This is a genomic window from Blastococcus sp. SYSU D00922 (assembly GCF_054050495.1).
On sequence record NZ_JBJGZL010000022.1, the window covers coordinates 1 to 14,750 of the forward strand.

General features: G+C 73.9%; 17 protein-coding genes. 7 read left to right on the forward strand and 10 right to left on the reverse strand.

Annotated elements, in window-relative coordinates:
• Positions 1–211 precede the first annotated feature (211 nt).
• The gene (locus ACI78T_RS20020; protein WP_456559889.1) at positions 212–1,162 is read right to left on the reverse strand and encodes an ABC transporter substrate-binding protein; all 951 of its coding nucleotides are present in this window, start codon (positions 1,160–1,162) and stop codon (positions 212–214) included.
• Between the two features lie 147 nt (positions 1,163–1,309).
• Here ACI78T_RS20020 and ACI78T_RS20025 point away from each other — a divergent pair, with 147 nt between their 5' ends.
• Both ACI78T_RS20025 and ACI78T_RS20030 read left to right on the forward strand, forming a co-directional pair.
• Positions 1,310–2,248 carry a siderophore-interacting protein gene (locus tag ACI78T_RS20025; RefSeq protein ID WP_456559890.1) on the forward strand — a complete coding sequence of 313 codons (939 nt, stop codon included), beginning with the start codon at positions 1,310–1,312 and terminating at the stop codon, positions 2,246–2,248.
• A 47-nt stretch (positions 2,249–2,295) separates the two neighbouring features.
• The gene (locus ACI78T_RS20030) at positions 2,296–2,502 is read left to right on the forward strand and encodes a hypothetical protein (RefSeq protein ID WP_456559891.1); all 207 of its coding nucleotides are present in this window, start codon (positions 2,296–2,298) and stop codon (positions 2,500–2,502) included.
• On the opposite strand, the gene ACI78T_RS20035 is transcribed toward ACI78T_RS20030, so the two are convergent.
• On the reverse strand, positions 2,477–3,250 hold the full coding sequence (locus ACI78T_RS20035; RefSeq protein WP_456559892.1) for a MerR family transcriptional regulator: 774 nt from the start codon (positions 3,248–3,250) through the stop codon (positions 2,477–2,479). The two genes, ACI78T_RS20030 and ACI78T_RS20035, sit on opposite strands and share 26 nt — an antisense overlap.
• 109 nt (positions 3,251–3,359) lie before the next feature.
• Between ACI78T_RS20035 and ACI78T_RS20040 the strand changes: the two genes are divergently transcribed.
• The 4 genes from ACI78T_RS20040 (at position 3,360) to ACI78T_RS20055 (ending at position 7,464) form a co-directional block, all read left to right on the forward strand.
• Positions 3,360–5,201 (forward strand): hypothetical protein, encoded by a 1,842-nt coding sequence (locus ACI78T_RS20040; RefSeq protein WP_456559893.1) that lies wholly within the window; start codon positions 3,360–3,362, stop codon positions 5,199–5,201.
• A 28-nt stretch (positions 5,202–5,229) separates the two neighbouring features.
• Complete coding sequence (locus ACI78T_RS20045; RefSeq protein ID WP_456559894.1) at positions 5,230–5,673, forward strand: hypothetical protein; 444 nt, start codon at positions 5,230–5,232, stop codon at positions 5,671–5,673.
• Positions 5,670–6,980, forward strand: a complete 1,311-nt coding sequence (locus ACI78T_RS20050) for a hypothetical protein (RefSeq protein WP_456559895.1) — start codon at positions 5,670–5,672, stop codon at positions 6,978–6,980. Before ACI78T_RS20045 ends, ACI78T_RS20050 begins: the two co-directional genes overlap by 4 nt.
• 136 nt (positions 6,981–7,116) lie before the next feature.
• A complete protein-coding gene (locus ACI78T_RS20055) occupies positions 7,117–7,464 on the forward strand; it encodes a flagellar FlbD family protein (protein ID WP_456559896.1) in 348 nt (115 codons plus the stop codon).
• Between the two features lie 16 nt (positions 7,465–7,480).
• On the opposite strand, the gene ACI78T_RS20060 is transcribed toward ACI78T_RS20055, so the two are convergent.
• From ACI78T_RS20060 to ACI78T_RS20075, 4 genes are all read right to left on the reverse strand, one after another.
• On the reverse strand, positions 7,481–8,881 hold the full coding sequence (locus tag ACI78T_RS20060; RefSeq protein WP_456559897.1) for a serine/threonine protein kinase: 1,401 nt from the start codon (positions 8,879–8,881) through the stop codon (positions 7,481–7,483).
• Between the two features lie 137 nt (positions 8,882–9,018).
• Positions 9,019–9,768, reverse strand: a complete 750-nt coding sequence (locus ACI78T_RS20065; protein ID WP_456559898.1) for an MIP/aquaporin family protein — start codon at positions 9,766–9,768, stop codon at positions 9,019–9,021.
• A 164-nt stretch (positions 9,769–9,932) separates the two neighbouring features.
• Positions 9,933–10,484, reverse strand: a complete 552-nt coding sequence (locus ACI78T_RS20070) for a gluconokinase (RefSeq protein ID WP_456559899.1) — start codon at positions 10,482–10,484, stop codon at positions 9,933–9,935.
• A 103-nt stretch (positions 10,485–10,587) separates the two neighbouring features.
• Positions 10,588–11,208: a hypothetical protein gene (locus ACI78T_RS20075; RefSeq protein ID WP_456559900.1), complete on the reverse strand. Its 621-nt coding sequence runs from the start codon at positions 11,206–11,208 to the stop codon at positions 10,588–10,590.
• Positions 11,209–11,409: 201 nt separating this feature from the next.
• Here ACI78T_RS20075 and ACI78T_RS20080 point away from each other — a divergent pair, with 201 nt between their 5' ends.
• Positions 11,410–11,736, forward strand: a complete 327-nt coding sequence (locus ACI78T_RS20080; RefSeq protein WP_456559901.1) for a hypothetical protein — start codon at positions 11,410–11,412, stop codon at positions 11,734–11,736.
• Between the two features lie 15 nt (positions 11,737–11,751).
• Here ACI78T_RS20080 and ACI78T_RS20085 read toward each other — a convergent pair whose 3' ends face one another.
• From ACI78T_RS20085 to ACI78T_RS20100, 4 genes are read right to left on the reverse strand one after another with little or no spacing between them, the layout of a single operon-like run.
• Positions 11,752–12,471: a DUF1345 domain-containing protein gene (locus tag ACI78T_RS20085; RefSeq protein ID WP_456559902.1), complete on the reverse strand. Its 720-nt coding sequence runs from the start codon at positions 12,469–12,471 to the stop codon at positions 11,752–11,754.
• A 46-nt stretch (positions 12,472–12,517) separates the two neighbouring features.
• Positions 12,518–13,684 (reverse strand): zinc-dependent alcohol dehydrogenase, encoded by a 1,167-nt coding sequence (locus ACI78T_RS20090; protein WP_456559903.1) that lies wholly within the window; start codon positions 13,682–13,684, stop codon positions 12,518–12,520.
• 5 nt (positions 13,685–13,689) lie between these two features.
• On the reverse strand, positions 13,690–14,178 hold the full coding sequence (locus tag ACI78T_RS20095; RefSeq protein WP_456559904.1) for a hypothetical protein: 489 nt from the start codon (positions 14,176–14,178) through the stop codon (positions 13,690–13,692).
• Positions 14,175–14,750, reverse strand: a complete 576-nt coding sequence (locus tag ACI78T_RS20100) for a type 1 glutamine amidotransferase domain-containing protein (RefSeq protein ID WP_456559905.1) — start codon at positions 14,748–14,750, stop codon at positions 14,175–14,177. Before ACI78T_RS20100 ends, ACI78T_RS20095 begins: the two co-directional genes overlap by 4 nt.

Consider the following 14,750-nt stretch of genomic DNA (forward strand, 5'->3'; position numbering starts at 1 on the left):
GCCTCCGGGTCGACGTCGTCGACACCGACGGGCGCTGAGCGCTGAGTCCCACCCCGCACGACACCGACACCGTGGTGGGGGGGGGGCGCGGCCCGCCCCCCCCCGGCCCGGGGGGGGGCCCCCCCCCGGGGGGGGCCCCCCCCCCCCCCCCCCCCTCCCGGGACTTTCGGTACAGAAAGTCCCGGGACCTCCTGTACCGAAAGTCCCGGGATCAGGTCAGCAGCTCGCGGAGCTCCTCCAGCTGCAGCGTCGCGGCGCGCAGCCCGATGCCGGTGTAGAAGACGTCGTCCTCCACCGCGTGCGCCCGGCCCTCGGCGACCGCGCGCAGCCGCGGCCACAGCGGGCCGGCGACGACCGCGTCCTCACCCGAGTCGGCGGCCGCCCCGTAGGACGAGTACAGGACGATGTCCGCGTCGGCCTGCGTGACCTGCTCGGCGCTCAGCTCGGCGAAAGTCGCGACCTCCTGCGTCGGCAGCTGCAGGTGGTCCAGCCCGATGTCGGCCATCACCGTGCCGATGAAGGAGTCCGTGGTGTACACGCGGATCGCGCCCTCGACGAAGCGCATCGTGCTGACCGTCGTCCCGGCGGGGTCGCCGATCTCCTCGCCCAGGGCGGCGGCGTCCTCCTCGTAGGCGTCGATGAGGTCCTCCGCCTCGTCCTCCAGGCCGAGCGCCTCGGCGTCGAGCCGGAGGTTGTCCTTCCAGACCGCGCCGACGCGGTCGGCGAAGACGGTCGGGGCAATCTGCGACAGCTCCTCGTAGATGTCCTCGTGCCGCGTCTTGTTCGACAGGATGAGGTCCGGCTGCACGGCCGCGATCGCCTCGAGGTTCGGCTCGGCGATCGTGCCGACCACCTCGACGTCCGCGGCGTCGTCGGCCAGGTAGCTGAGGAAGTCGTCCGAGACCGCGGTGGTCACGGCGCCGACCGGGGTGACGCCGAGGGACAGGGCGGTGTCCAGCTCGCCGGTGTCCAGGACGACGACCCGCTCGGGTCGCTCGGCGATCTCGGTGCTGCCCATGGCGTGCTCGACGGTGCGCGGGAACGCGGCGTCGGCGGCGGACGGCTCGGCGGCCGTGCCGCTCTCCTCGGCACCGCCGCAGGCGGTCAGCGAGAGCGCGACGGCGAGGACCAGAGCGGTCGTGGGCAGGGCGGGGCGTCTCATCGTTCTCCTTCGGGGTCGGCACGCCACTTCGGTGGGACATGCCTCTGGATCCCTCCGCGCCGGTGTGCAAGACTCCGTCACGAAGCCAGGTGAGGCTAGCCTAAGTCGGTTCCCGCCCATCACCTGCCGGCAACCGGGAGAGGGCGCATGACCGTCGAGGCACTGCAGGTCCCGGTCTACCGGCCGTTCGTCGTGCAGGTAGCACGCCTGCAGCGGCTGAGCCCCAGCTTCCTGCGCGTGACCTTCACCGGTCCGGACATGGCCGACTTCGCCTCCAACGGCTTCGACCAGCGGATCAAGGTCGTCCTGCCCCTCCCCGGCCAGGCCGTCGTCGACTTCCCCGCCGACCCCGACTGGTACGGCGCCTGGCGGGCCCTCCCGGTCGAGCGGCAGATGCCGATCCGCACCTACACGATCCGCGCCCTGCGTCCCGAGGCCGGCGAGGTGGACGTCGACTTCGTCCTGCACGGCGCCACCGGGCCGGCGTCCGCCTGGGCCGAGACCGCGGCGGTCGGCGACGAGGTCGTGCTGATCGGCCCCAACCGGCCGTTCCCGGGGCCGACCGGCGGCTTCGAGTGGCACCCGCCCGCCGATGCGTCCTGCCTGCTCATCGCCGGCGACGAGACCGCCGTGCCGGCCATCTGCGCGATCGTGGAGACCCTGCCCGCGGGGCAGCGGGCGCACGTCCTCCTGGAGGTGCCGACGGCGGCCGACGCCCTGAACGTCGCCGCTCCGGCCGGCGTCCGCATCACCTGGCTCCCCCGCTGGCCCGACGACGGCGGCGCGCCGGCTCCCCGCGGGGCACTCCTCACCGCGGCCGTCGTCGCCACCGTCGAGGAGCTGTCCGACGTCCTGGCCCCGACCCCCGGGCTGCCGCTCGAGGACGTCGACGTGGACGCCGGGATCCTCTGGGAGGTGCCGGAGGAGGAGTCGCTCCCCCGCCGCTCCTCCGGGGTGTACGCCTGGCTGGCCGGTGAGGCCGGCGTGGTGAAGGGGCTGCGCCGTCACCTGGTGCAGGAGCGCGGCGTCGACCGCCGCTCCATCGCCTTCATGGGCTACTGGCGCGACGGCAGGGTCAGCGACTGAGCCCTCCGCCTGGCACCGTGACAGCGGACGGTGTCACCATGGGGGCCATGACCGGTGCCTTCGACGTCCTGGCGACCGACGGCCTCAAGGTCCTGGGGACGCTCGGCTTCTTCGTCCCGGCGGCCATCCTCGTCGCCCTCGTGGTGGGCGCGGTCGTCCGCGACCGGCGGCTGAGCGCTCAGGAGGAGGCGGAGGACGCCCGCCGCGCCGCCATGGCGCGCGAGGAGATCAACGGTCCCCCTGCAGCCGACTGAGCTCGGCCTCCAGCGCCTGCTCCACCGCCGCAGCCATCTCGGTGCGGAACGCGGCCAGCACCGCCTGCGCGGCGGCCGGCTGCAGGCGCGCGACGGTGTCCCGCAGCGCGTCCAACTGCTCGGGTGGTGACCCGGCGTCGAGGAACGCCTGCCAGCCGGTGCGCACGAACATGCCGACGTAGGTCTGGGCGATCTCGCGGACGTGCTGGTTGACCCGGGTCTGCGCCTCGATGAGGTCCTCCGGCGGCACGCCGAGGTTCACGACCTGCAGGCCCGCGGTGAGCAGCGCCGGGTCGAGCACCCGCAGACCGCCCTCTCCCGTGCGCTCCACGAGGCCGAGGCCGACGAGCCGGTCGACCAGGGCCGAGTCCTCCGGCACACCGGCCTTCGCGGCCAGCTCGGCGCCCGTCGTGGTCTCCGGCTCGGGCGGCAGCCACGGCGCCAGCAGCGCGCGGTGCAGCGCGAGGGTGGCCGAGCTCGCGGTGGCCGGCGCCGAGGCGAGGGTCCGCTCGATCATCGCCAGCGAGTAGCCCTCGGCCAGCATCTCGCGCACGAGCAGCAGCCGGGCGACGTGCTCGCGCCCGTAGTAGCCGGTGCGCCCCACCATGCGCGGCGGCGGCAGGAGGCCGCGCGCCGAGTAGGCGCGCAGGTTGCGCACGGTGACACCCACGCGGGCGGCGAGCTCGTCGACCGTCAGCTCGCGGTCGCCGTCGTCGTCCTCGTGCGGGACCTGGCCGGGCGTGACCACCGACACCTCCTCCTCGTCGTGACGTCCACGGTAATCCGCTCGTTTATGTATCAGTTGTCGATGTCACCGTCATGGGTGTTGCATAGGGCTCATGGCTCAGGAGGTTTCCGTGTTGCTCGCTGCTGACACACGTCCCGCCGGAGGCGCCGCCATCGGCGAGGTGATCCTGGCGACCGCGATCGGACTCGGGCTGACCGTGGTCCTGCTGGGCCTGGTCTTCCTGCACCGCACGCGGCGGTCCACCGTGCTCACGCGCATCGGCACCACGCTGGGCAAGGCGACCGGCGTCCCGCCGTGGGTGGCGCTCCCGACCGTCCTGACCACGGTCTCCCTGCTCGTGGCCCTCCTGGGCATGCTCTGGGACATCTCGCTGCACATCGGCGTCGGCCGCGACGAGGGGCCCCTGGCCAACCCCGCGCACTACCTCATCCTCTTCGGGCTCTTCGGCGTCTTCGCCGGCGGCGTCTTCGCCTGCGCGATGCCCCTCGACGAGAAGCCCGGCCCCGCCGCCGTCCGCTTCATCAAGGGCTGGGACGTGCCCGTCGGCGGCATCCTGCTGACCGGCGCGGGCTTCTACGCCCTGCTCGGCTTCCCCCTGGACGACGTCTGGCACCGCCTCTTCGGCCAGGACGTCACGCTCTGGGGCCCGACGCACCTGATGCTGATCACCGGCGCCGGCCTGTCGATCATCGGCCTGCTGATCCTCGAGCAGGAGGGCCACGGCGGGCTCTCCACGGACGACGGCGACCGGAAGGTCGGGCAGACCGCGCGGTTCGTCCGCCAGGCGTCGGCGATGGGCGGCCTGCTGCTCGGGCTCTCGGTCTTCCAGGGCGAGTACGACTTCGACGTCCCGCAGTTCCGGCTGGTGCTCGAGCCGTTCATGATCGCCGCCGCCGCCGGCATGGCCCTGGTCGCCGCCCGGCTGTTCATCGGCAAGGGCGGCGCCCTGGCCGCGACCGCGTTCTTCCTCGTCATCCGCGGCGGGATCGCGCTGGTCGTGGGCCCGGGCTTCGGCGAGATCGTCCCGATGTTCCCGCTGTACCTGGGCTCGGCGATCGTGGTCGAGCTGCTGGCGCTGGTGCTGCCGCTCGCCCGCCGGCCGCTGCTGTCGGCCACCGTCTTCGGCGTCGCGATCGGGACGCTGGGGCACGCGACCGAGTGGGGCTGGACCCAGTTCACCCAGACCCTGTCGTGGGACAGCGACATCCTGGTCGAGGGCACGCTCATGGCGATCGCCGGCGGCGTCGCCGGCGCCCTGCTCGGTGCGTTGCTGGCCACCGGCCTGCGCCGGCGCCTCCCCCGCCCCGCCGTCGCGCGCACGGTGCTGGTCGGCTCGGTGCTGGTGATCGCTGCCTGCGTCACCAACGGCCTGATCGCCACCGTCCCGGACGACGTCGAGGCGACCTTCACGATCGAGGACGTCAGCACCGACCCGCGGACGGCGGACATCAGCGTCCAGCTCGAGCCGGCGGACGCGCTCGACGACCCGGCGTGGGTGCAGATCACCTCGTGGCAGGGCCAGGGGCTGGTCGTGACCGCGCTCGAGGAGACCGGTGAGGGCAGCTACCGGACGACCGAGCCCGTCCCGCTGCACGGCGACTGGAAGACGCTGCTGCGCATCCACGACGGCCGGGTGCTCAGCGCCGTCCCCATCTACCTGCCCGAGGACGAGGCCATCCCGGCCGACGCCATCGAGGCCGACGACGGGATGACGCGGGGCACGATCCCCGAGGTCGAGATCCTGCAGCGGGAGCTGAAGGCCTCCGGCGGCGGGCTGTGGCTGGTGGCGAACCTCGTGGTGCTCGGCTGCACCCTGGCGCTGATCGCGGCGCTGTCGTGGGGCGTGGGCCGCTACTCGCGGCGGGCCGGTGCCCGGGAGCCCTACCCGGACACACCGGCCGACGCGCCGGACGCCGGTGACCGCCCCGCCAGCGAGCTCGGCTCCCGCTGAGCCCCCTCTCGACTCCTGGAGCACCGCTGTGACCGCTCGACCGTCCCGGTTCCCTGCTGCCCTGCTCAGCCTGGGCGTCACCCTCGTCGTGGCCGGCTGCGCCGGCACCGACGAGCCGGCGTCCGCCGGGTCGGGCACGTCGAGGAGCTCGTCGGCCCCGGCCACCGCGAGCAGCAGCGCGTCCGCGGCCCCGGAGGCCACCGCGGCCTCCGGTCAGCGGATCGAGGTGACCGTCACCGGCGGCCAGGTCAGCGGCGCCACCGGCCGGGTGCCCGTGCCGGCCGGCGAGCACGTCACCCTGGTGGTCACCAGCGACGTCGCCGACGAGCTGCACGTGCACGGCTACGACCTGGGCGCCGACCTCGCTCCGGGCACGCCCGCCACGGTGGAGTTCGACGCCACGATCCCGGGGGTGTTCGAGGTGGAGCTGCACGAGGCGGGCACGGTGCTGCTCTCGCTGCAGGTCGGGTGAACGTCCTCGCGCACGGCGTCGGCTCCCGCACGGACCTGCCGATCCCGATCGGCTTCGCGCTCTACGGCGCCGGCGCGGCGATCCTCGCCAGCTTCGCCGTCCTGCTGCTCTTCTGGCGCACCCCGCGGCTGGGCGGCTCCGGCTCCGGCTCCGGCCGTCCGCTGCCGGCCGGTCTGCAACGGGTGCTCGACGGCGCGCCGCTGCGCCGCGGCCTCCAGGCGCTGGCGCTGCTGGCCGCGTGCTTCGTCGTCGCCGTCGCCCTCTGGGGTCCCGACGACGCCTCGCGGAACCTGGCCCCCTGGGTCCTCTACGTCACCTTCTGGGTTGGTCTGGTCCCGCTGAGCCTGCTGCTCGGTCCCGTCGCGCGGGTGGCCAACCCGCTGCGGCTGCTGCACCGCGGGCTGCGGGTCCTCGTCCCCCGGGCGCGCGGCGCCGCCCGGCTGCCGGCGCTGGGGCTGTGGCCGGCAGCCGGCTCGCTGCTGGTGTTCGTGTGGCTCGAGCTGGTCTACCCCGGCCGCTCCGAGCCCACCACGGTGGCGGTCTTCCTCATCGCCCACGCGGTCGTGCAGCTGGCCCTGTCGCTGTGGTTCGGCGAGCGGTGGTTCGCCCACGGCGACGGCTTCGAGGCGTACTCGACCCTGATCGCCCGGCTCTCCCCGTGGGGGCGCCGGGACGACGGCCGGCTGGTGCTGCGCAACCCGCTGGCCAACGCGATGGCGACGCCCGAGCAACCGGGGCTCGCCGCCCTCGTGGTGGTGCTGCTCGGCTCGACGGCGTTCGACGGGCTCTCCCGCACGGTGTTCTGGCAGAGCGGCCCCGGGTCGGCGAACGACACGCTGTCGGGGACCCTGGGCCTGCTGGCGATGATCGCGATCGTGGGCGCGCTGTACGTGCTGGGCACCCGGCTCTCCGGCCGGATGGCCGGTCAGGACCCCGCTGTGCAGCCGGGCCGGTACGCCGCCACCGTCATCCCGATCGCGCTCGGGTACACCGTGGCGCACTACTTCAGCCTGCTCGCGCTCGACGGCCAGACCACCTGGATCCTGGCCAGCAACCCCTTCGGCGTCGACGGGGTCGACCTGTTCGGCACCTACGGCAACCGGGTCGACCTCACCGCGGTCAGCTCCGACGTCATCGCCCTGGTGCAGGTCGGCGCGATCATCCTCGGCCACGTCGTCGGCGTCACCCTGGCGCACGAGCGGGCGCTGCTCTCGGCCCGCCGGGCCCGGGCCTCCGACCAGCTGCCGCTCGTCCTGGTGATGGTCTGCTTCACGCTCGGTGGGCTGGGTCTGCTCTTCGGCTTCTGACCAGCACCGATCGCCCGCCGTGAGGGTGAGATCCGGGCGATTCGGCTACAGCCGCGCCGTCCGCGCGCCGATGCAGGGAGTGCCGTCACCGGCGCCACCGGGGTCCGCTGCCCCGCACGAGCGGAAGGACCGCTCCATGATCGGTGTCACCTGCCGCAACGGGGAGCACTTCTCCGTCGACCCGACGCTCATCGAGCGGGTGGAGACCGACCCCGACACCGTCGTCCACCTGGTCGACGGCACCAAGTACGTGGTGAGCGAGAGCTTCGACCAGGTGCTGCTCTCGATCCGCGACCACCGGGCCGCGCTCACCGTCGTCCAGAAGCGGCTGGCGGGAGGGACGGCGGAGATCGCCGACCACGCCACCACCGTGCGGAACCAGACCCTCCGGGTGGAGCGGCGGCAGTACGACCGGAGCGTCGACAACGGCCGGTCGGCGGCCGACCGCCGGGTTCCCGAGGAGCCGGCCCCCGACGAGGGCTGAGCCCTGCGGACGGCGGTCAGTCGTCGCGGCCCTTGCCGCGGCCGGGGCCTCCGTCGCCGTCGCCGTCGGGTTCGTCCTCCTTGCCGCCGCCGGGCCCGTCCTCCTCGCCGCCCGGCCCGTTGCCCGGCCCCGGCCTCGGCTCGGGCTGCGGAACGGGCGCGACGGCGTAGGAGAGTGTGACGAGCGCGTCGGGCGCGAGGTCGCCCTCCGGCGACGCGGCGGTCACGAGCCCGGCCGCGACGGCGGTGGACTCGACGGGGACGACGTCGACCTGCAGGCCGGCGGCGACCAGTTCCGCCTGGACGTCGTCCACGGGCCGGCCGACGAGGTCGGCGGCCGCGACTGCCACCGTCCGAGGCGTCTGCGGGGCGCTGGTGGTGGCGTCCTGCGCCGGTGTCTCCCCGGAGGTCCCGCCGAGCCCGTTCAGCAGCAGGACCGCCAGCAGGATCGCCACCACGGCGGCGCCCGCGCCCGCCAGCAACGGGAGGGGCAGCCGGCGCCGGCGCACCGCCGCGGGCGGGGTCGCCGCCGCCGGCACGCGGAGGACCGCGGTCCCGGTCCGGCCGACCGCGCCGATCGGGGCGGTGGCGGACGGGTCCGCGGCGGCGTCCACGGCGGCCCGCAGGGCGGCGCCGTCGGGGTAGCGGGAGGCGGGGTCCTTGGCCATGGCCTTCTCGACCAGCGACCGGACCCCCGCGGGGACGTCCGCGGGCAGCGGGGCCGGTTCCTCCCGGATCTGCTTCAGCGCGACCTGCACGGAGTTCTCGCCGTCGAAGGCCCGGCGCCCGGCGAGGCACTCGTAGGCGACCGCGCCCAGGGCGTAGACGTCGCTGGCCGGTGAGGCCTGGCCGCCCGCCGCCTGTTCCGGCGAGAGGTAGTGCGCCGTGCCGATCACCTGGCCGGTCCGGGTCAGCGGCACGCTGGAGGCCGACCACGCGATCCCGAAGTCGGTGATCTTGGCGACGCCGTCGGGTCGCACCAGGATGTTCCCCGGCTTGACGTCGCGGTGGACCACACCCGCCGCGTGCGCGGCGGCCAGCGCGGAGGAGGCCTGCCGCAGGAGGTCGAGGGTGCGCGCGGCGTCCAGCCGCCCCTCCCGCTCCAGCAGGTCCGACAGCGTCTCCCCCTCGACCAGCTCCATCACGAGGTAGGCGAGGGCCTCCCCGTCCAGGACCGCCTCCCCGTAGTCGAAGACGGAGGCGATGCCGGGGTGGTGGAGGGCGGCCGTGTGCTGCGCCTCGGCACGGAACCGGGCACGGAACGTCCGGTCGGCGCTGAACTCGCTGCGGAGGACCTTGATCGCCACGGGCCGCTCGAGCAGGGTGTCCCGGCCCCGCCAGACGCGGCCCATCCCCCCGCTGGCCAACGGCACCAGGAGCTCGTACCGGTCCCCGAGCAGGCGGCTGTGCGGTTCCACGTTCCTCCCGTGCTGTCGGTGTCCGACCGCTCAGCCTGCCAGCCGCCGGCCGGTGCGGCAGGGCGAGCGGCGGAGGGAGCACCGTCCGGGTGACCGGGTGGCCCGACGAGCGGACCCCCCGGACCGCGGCCGGACTCCTACTCCGGCGGCTCGGCCGGGGACAGGACCCGGTCGTAGAGGAGCGCGGCGAGGATCCCGCCGACGGTGGGCGCGACCAGGTAGAGCCAGAGCGAGCCGACCTCGCCGGCCAGGAGGTCCGGCCCGAACGCCCGCGCCGGGTTGACCGCGCCACCCGTCAGCGGGCCGGCGACGAAGATGCCCGCTGCCAGGGCGAACCCCACCGCCACGGGCGCGATCGCACTCTCCGCGCGGTCGTCGGTGGCGACCGAGACCACCACGAGCACCAGCACGAAGGTGACCAGCAGCTCCACGACGAACGCGCGGCCCACCGAGACGCCGTCTGCCGGCACGGTGGCCCCGAGCGCCGCCTCGCTCCGGGCCCGGCCGCCGTAGCTCAGCCAGGTGGCCGCCGCACCGGCGAGCCCGCCGGCGAGCTGGGCGACGACGTAGACACCGGCCGCGGCCCAGGGGAAGCGGCCGGTGGCGGCGAGCCCCAGGGTGACAGCCGGGTTCAGGTGAGCGCCGGACACGTGACCGAAGGCGGCCACGAGCGCCACCAGGGTGACCCCGAACGCCAGGACGACGGCCAGGGTGTCGAAGACGTCGTCGCCTCTCACCGCGCTCGCGACAGCCGCGCTCGTGCCGGCGAAGACCAGGATCGCCGTCCCCGTGAACTCGGTGACCGCCGCCCGGATCGGCCGGCTCCCCACCTCGCTGCCGTACAACCCCGTGGCGGAGGACCCCCGCGCTGCACCGATCGAGCTCATCTGCTGTTTCCCCGTTCCCCGTCCCGCGCGGTGCGCGAGTGGGCACGTGCATGCCCAGCGGAACGGCTCCGGAAGCACGCAACCGGCAGCGGACGCGCAGCGCTAGACGACGACGGACAGGCCCTGGACAGCGAGCAGGCCGACCACGGAGATCAGCGTCTCCATCACTCCCGGCTCTCGGGGTGGACGCCCCGCTCGGTACGGAGCGCGGCGAGGAGCTGCCGGACGACGTCCTCGGGAGCCCCGGCCCCCGAGATGGCGGCGCCGGATTCATCGTCCTGCAGGGGTTCGAGGGTCGCCAGCTGGCTGTCGAGCAGGGACGACGGCATGTAGTGACCGCTGCGGTGCTCGACCCGGTCGCGCAGCAGCTCGCGATCGGCGGTCACGTGCGCGAACCAGACCGAGGGATGGCCCTCGCGGAGCAGGTCCCGGTAGCTGCGCTTCAGCGCCGAGCAGGTGACGACGACGGACTTCCCGGCAGCCTCGTGCTCCCCGATCCAGTCGGCGAGCCGGCGCAGCCACGGCCACCTGTCGTCGTCGTCCAGCGGTGTGCCGCTGCGCATCTTCTCGACGTTCTCGCGGGGGTGGAAGTCGTCGCCCTCCGCGAACTCCCACCCCAGCTGCTCCACGAGGCCGGCGGCGACGGTCGACTTCCCCGAGCCCGACACCCCCATGACCACGATCGACGTCGTGCCCGCGCTGCTGTGGGAGTCCATGTCCCGACCGTAGGCCCGCCTGACCTGCGCGGACACTCGGGGCCACGACGACGGCGGGGCGCCCTCCGGGTGGGAGGACGCCCCGCGGTGCCGGTGCGGTTGATCAGCGGGCGGCGCCGTCGCGCTGCACGGCGGTGAAGCTGAAGGCCAGCTGGCTCTGCTTGTTCTTGTGCGCCTCCCCCGCCGTCGACGGGAAGTCGATCGTGGCCAGCAGGTGGTCGACCTGACCGGGCTGCAGGCTGGCGGCGCCGGCGAGGGCGTCGTCCATGATGATCGGCCCGGAGTAGAACTCCCGGACCGGACCGCCGCAGGCGTAGCCGCTGCCGACGACGGTCCAGGCCGTCGGGCAGGACTCCAGGGTCAGCTGGAGGCCGTGCACCCGGTCGGTGTCGAGCAGGCTGGAGCTGGTCGCCCAGGACGTGAAGGTCAGCGAGTCCCAGGCGACGTCACCGTCGTTGACCAGGTCGAACGGGGTCGCGCTGCTGTCACCGGGCATGAAGCCACCGGTGCTCACCGGCACGCTCGCGTACGTGGCGGCCGGTGACAGGCGGATGGAGACGGTGCCGGTCTCGACGTTCGTCTCGACGGGGGCGGTGGTCTCGGTGAAGGAACCGAACGTGCCCAGGCCGGCGATCGCCACGGTGGCGCTGACGATGCCGAGGGACGCGACGACCTTCGCCGCGGTACGGCGCCGGGCCGGAGCGGCAACGCTTGCGTTCTGCACGGTGGAGCTCCTCTGGTGCGAGGGCCGGGCGACCTCCACCCGGCGACGACTCGACCGTGCCCGGCGAAGCGCACGGTTCCGGCACGGAAAGCGCAAGGCATCCGCAAGAACGCACCCCGCCGACTTCAGAACGGCCGATCCCGTGCCGATCCAGGTCTCGGAGAGATGCACCGCGCACCACATGGGGGACCGTTCGTGATCGTGAGCAACAGGGCCGTTGCCTCGGGGGACCTGGCCGTCGCGGCCGAGGTCTCCGACGTGCTGGAGCGCCGCGGCGCCCTCAAGCACCCGCCGGTGACCCTGGCCGTGTCCGACGCGACCGCGCTCGGCATCGCCGGCCTGTTCCGCAGCCCCACCACGTCGGGCAAGGTGATGGAGCGCTTCTACCGGAAGGGCTCCGTGGACAGCGCCGAGCTGCTCGAGGCGGCGCGTGCGGAGCAGCAGTACGCCTCCCCCGAGGGCCACGCCGCCCTGTACTGCCTCATCGGCTGGGTCCACAGCCAGGTGCACGCCCGCGGCGGAGCCTGACCCGGCGGCCCGCGGCTACCCCTGCTGCCCGAGGTTGGTGACCAGGTTGACGGCGACCGCGATGACGACGGTGCCGAACAGGTAGGACAGCAGCGCGTGCCCGAGGGCGACCTTGCGGATGGACGTCTCCTCGACCTGGGTGTCCGGTACCGCGAAGCTCATCCCGAGCGTGAACGCGAGGTAGGCGAAGTCGCTGTAGGCGGGCGGTTCCTCCTGGCCGAAGTCGATGCCGCCGTCGCCGCCGGAGTAGTAGTGGCGGGCGAACTTGAGCGCGAAGACCGTGTTGACCAGCGCCCACGACAGGATCACCACCAGGACGCCGAGCACCACGGTGGCGACGCCGACGGCGTCCCCGGAGCTGGAGCGGACGAGCGCCACGACGACGGCCGCGAGGCTGGCGACCGCGGCACCCAGCACGGCCGTGTCCGTGACGCGCGTCCGCCCCTCCTCCTCGGCCAGCCGCTTGGTCCCCGCCGCGTCGCGCGGCCAGCTGATCCGCCACACCCAGAACAGCAGGCCACCGGCGGCCAGCGTCCAGCCCGCCAGCACCGAGACCTCCGGGACGCCGGCGACCACGGCCAGTCCGCCCGCGACGAGACCGCCGGCGAGGCAGATCAGCAGGCGACGCCACGACAGGATCGTGGTCCGGCTGCCGGCCTCCACCGCCGTCCTGTCGTCCGCGACCGTCACCCGGTCGCCCCGCACCGGGCCGGCGACGGCCCGGCTCCGGTCCACCGTCCGACGTGGCTCGGTGGACCGGTGCGGACCGGCCGTCGGCGCTTCAGCCACCTGGGCGGAACACGGCACGTACGCACCCGTCCTCCTTCTCCTTGAACATCCGGTAGCCCTTCGGCCCGTCGTCCAGGGACATCACGTGGGTGGCGAGGTGCTCGGTCCGCACCTCGTCCCGGCTCATCAGCTCGAGGATGTCCGGGACGTAGCGGTGCCCGTGCTGCTGGGCGCCGCGCAGGGTGAGCGCCTTGTTCATCACGGCGCCGAGGGGGAACTTGTCCACGAGACCGGCGAAGACGCCCAGCGTGAACACCGTCCCACCCTTGCGGCACGCGTAGATCGCCTCACGCACCGCCGTGGGCCGGTCGGTCTGCAGCCGCATCTGCTGCTTGACCTGGTCGTAGAGGTACTGCGGCCCCGGGTGGTGCGCCTCCATGCCGACCGCCTCGATGCAGACGTCCGGTCCCCGGCCGCCGGTCATCTCGCGCAGCTCCGCAGGGACGTCGACCTGCTCGTAGTCGAGGGTCTCGGCCCCGATGTGCGTGCGCACCTGCTCCAGCCGGTTGTCGTACCTGTCGATGACGACGACCTGCTCGGCTCCCATGAGCATGGCGGCGCGGGCGGCCATCTGGCCGACTCCCCCGGCACCCCACACCGCGACGACGTCGCCCGCCTGGACCCCGGCCTGGTGCGCCCCCGTCCAGCCGGTGGGTGCCGCGTCGGAGGCGAACAGCGCCCGCTCGTCGGAGACGCCGTCCGGGATGGCGAAGGCCCCGTTGTCGGCGTAGGGCACGCGGATGTAGCGCGCGTGGCTACCCGCCCAGCCACCCATCGCGTGGGAGTACCCGAAGCAGCCGCCGATCGACTGGCCCCACAGCGCCTCGGTGATCCCCGGGTTCGGGTTGCCGTTGTCGCACAGCGACCACAGCCCCTGCTTGCAGTACCAGCACTGCCCGCAGCCGATGAACGAGACCACCACCACGCGGTCACCCACCCGGTGCTTGGTCACCGTCGGACCCACCTCGGCGACCGTGCCCATGAACTCGTGCCCGAGCACGTCACCGGCCCGCATCGCGGGGATGTAGCCGCCGAGCAGGTGGAGGTCGGAGCCGCAGGTCACCGACAGGCCCACCTCGAGGATGATGTCGTGGTCGTTGAGGATCGTCGGCTCGGGGACGTCCTCCACCCCGACCTCGTTGACCCCCCGCCAGGTCACCGCCTTCACCGCACACCTGCCTTGGGCGCCACCTTGGTCCACGCCTCCAGGAGCACGCCGCCGGGTGTCGCCGACCGCTTGCCGTGGGGGGCGGGGTCCACCGCGAGCACCTCACCCACCTCGATGAGCTGCTTGGCCCGGCGCAGCGCCGACCGCAGGTCGGCCTGCGGATCGCTGCCGCTGAGGCGGCCGAGGGCGGTGCCGGACGCCGGCCGGTCGCGCAGCCGGGCCGCCAGCTCGGTCCCCTTGCCGCCCGCGGCCGGGCGGACCCGGACCTCGATCCGGTCGCCGTACTCGGCCAGGGGTGCCGGCAGCTGCGCGGTGTCGACGTCGGCCGGCTCGCGGAGCACGGTCACCGCGAGCCACCCGGACGCCGGCCCGCCGGCGCCGGCGGGCCGGGCAGCGGACGGGTCGATGGCCGACCGCACCTGGCGGACGACGCTCCCCCCGGCGCGGGCGGCGAGCGAGGCCACGTTGCCGATGGAGCCGGTCATGCCCGACCGCCCGCGGAGGCGGGCTGCGGGGCCCGCGCGAACTCCTGCACGATGCGTTCGCAGAAGGCCGGCAGGTCGTCGGGCGATCGGCTGGTCGTGATGTTGCCGTCGGTGACGACCTGCTCGTCGACCACCTCCGCCCCGGCGTTGCGCAGGTCGGTGCGGATGCTCGGGAACGACGTGAGCCGCCGTCCTCGCGCGACGTCGGCCTCGACGAAGTTCCACGGCCCGTGGCAGATGCTCGCGACCGGCTTGCCGGACTGGACGAAGTTCCGGACGAACTCGACCGCCGTCGGCTGCATGCGCAGCTGGTCCGGGTTCACCGTGCCGCCCGGCAGCAGCAGGGCGTCGTACTCGTCCACCGACGAAGCGCCGACCAGCCGATCGACCCCGAAGGTGCCGGCGTCCTCCAGGTCGTTGTTGCGCGCCTGGATCTCGCCGTCGTGGATCGACAGCAGGTCGGTCCGCGCACCTGCGTCCTCCAGCGCCTGACGAGGCCGCTCCAGCTCGACGCGCTCCACCCCGTCGGCCGCCAGGATGGCGACCCGCCGCCCGTTCAACGTCGTGGCCAT

What these genes read in the sequence shown, in the direction of transcription:
- ACI78T_RS20020 (WP_456559889.1), bottom strand. Translation starts at nt 1,162, where the DNA reads ATGAGACGCCCCGCCCTGCCCACGACCGCTCTGGTCCTCGCCGTCGCG.
- ACI78T_RS20025 (WP_456559890.1), top strand. Translation starts at nt 1,310, where the DNA reads ATGACCGTCGAGGCACTGCAGGTCCCGGTCTACCGGCCGTTCGTCGTG.
- ACI78T_RS20030 (WP_456559891.1), top strand. Translation starts at nt 2,296, where the DNA reads ATGACCGGTGCCTTCGACGTCCTGGCGACCGACGGCCTCAAGGTCCTG.
- ACI78T_RS20055 (WP_456559896.1), top strand. Translation starts at nt 7,117, where the DNA reads ATGATCGGTGTCACCTGCCGCAACGGGGAGCACTTCTCCGTCGACCCG.
- ACI78T_RS20065 (WP_456559898.1), bottom strand. Translation starts at nt 9,768, where the DNA reads ATGAGCTCGATCGGTGCAGCGCGGGGGTCCTCCGCCACGGGGTTGTAC.
- ACI78T_RS20070 (WP_456559899.1), bottom strand. Translation starts at nt 10,484, where the DNA reads ATGGACTCCCACAGCAGCGCGGGCACGACGTCGATCGTGGTCATGGGG.
- ACI78T_RS20095 (WP_456559904.1), bottom strand. Translation starts at nt 14,178, where the DNA reads ATGACCGGCTCCATCGGCAACGTGGCCTCGCTCGCCGCCCGCGCCGGG.
- ACI78T_RS20100 (WP_456559905.1), bottom strand. Translation starts at nt 14,750, where the DNA reads ATGGCCACGACGTTGAACGGGCGGCGGGTCGCCATCCTGGCGGCCGAC.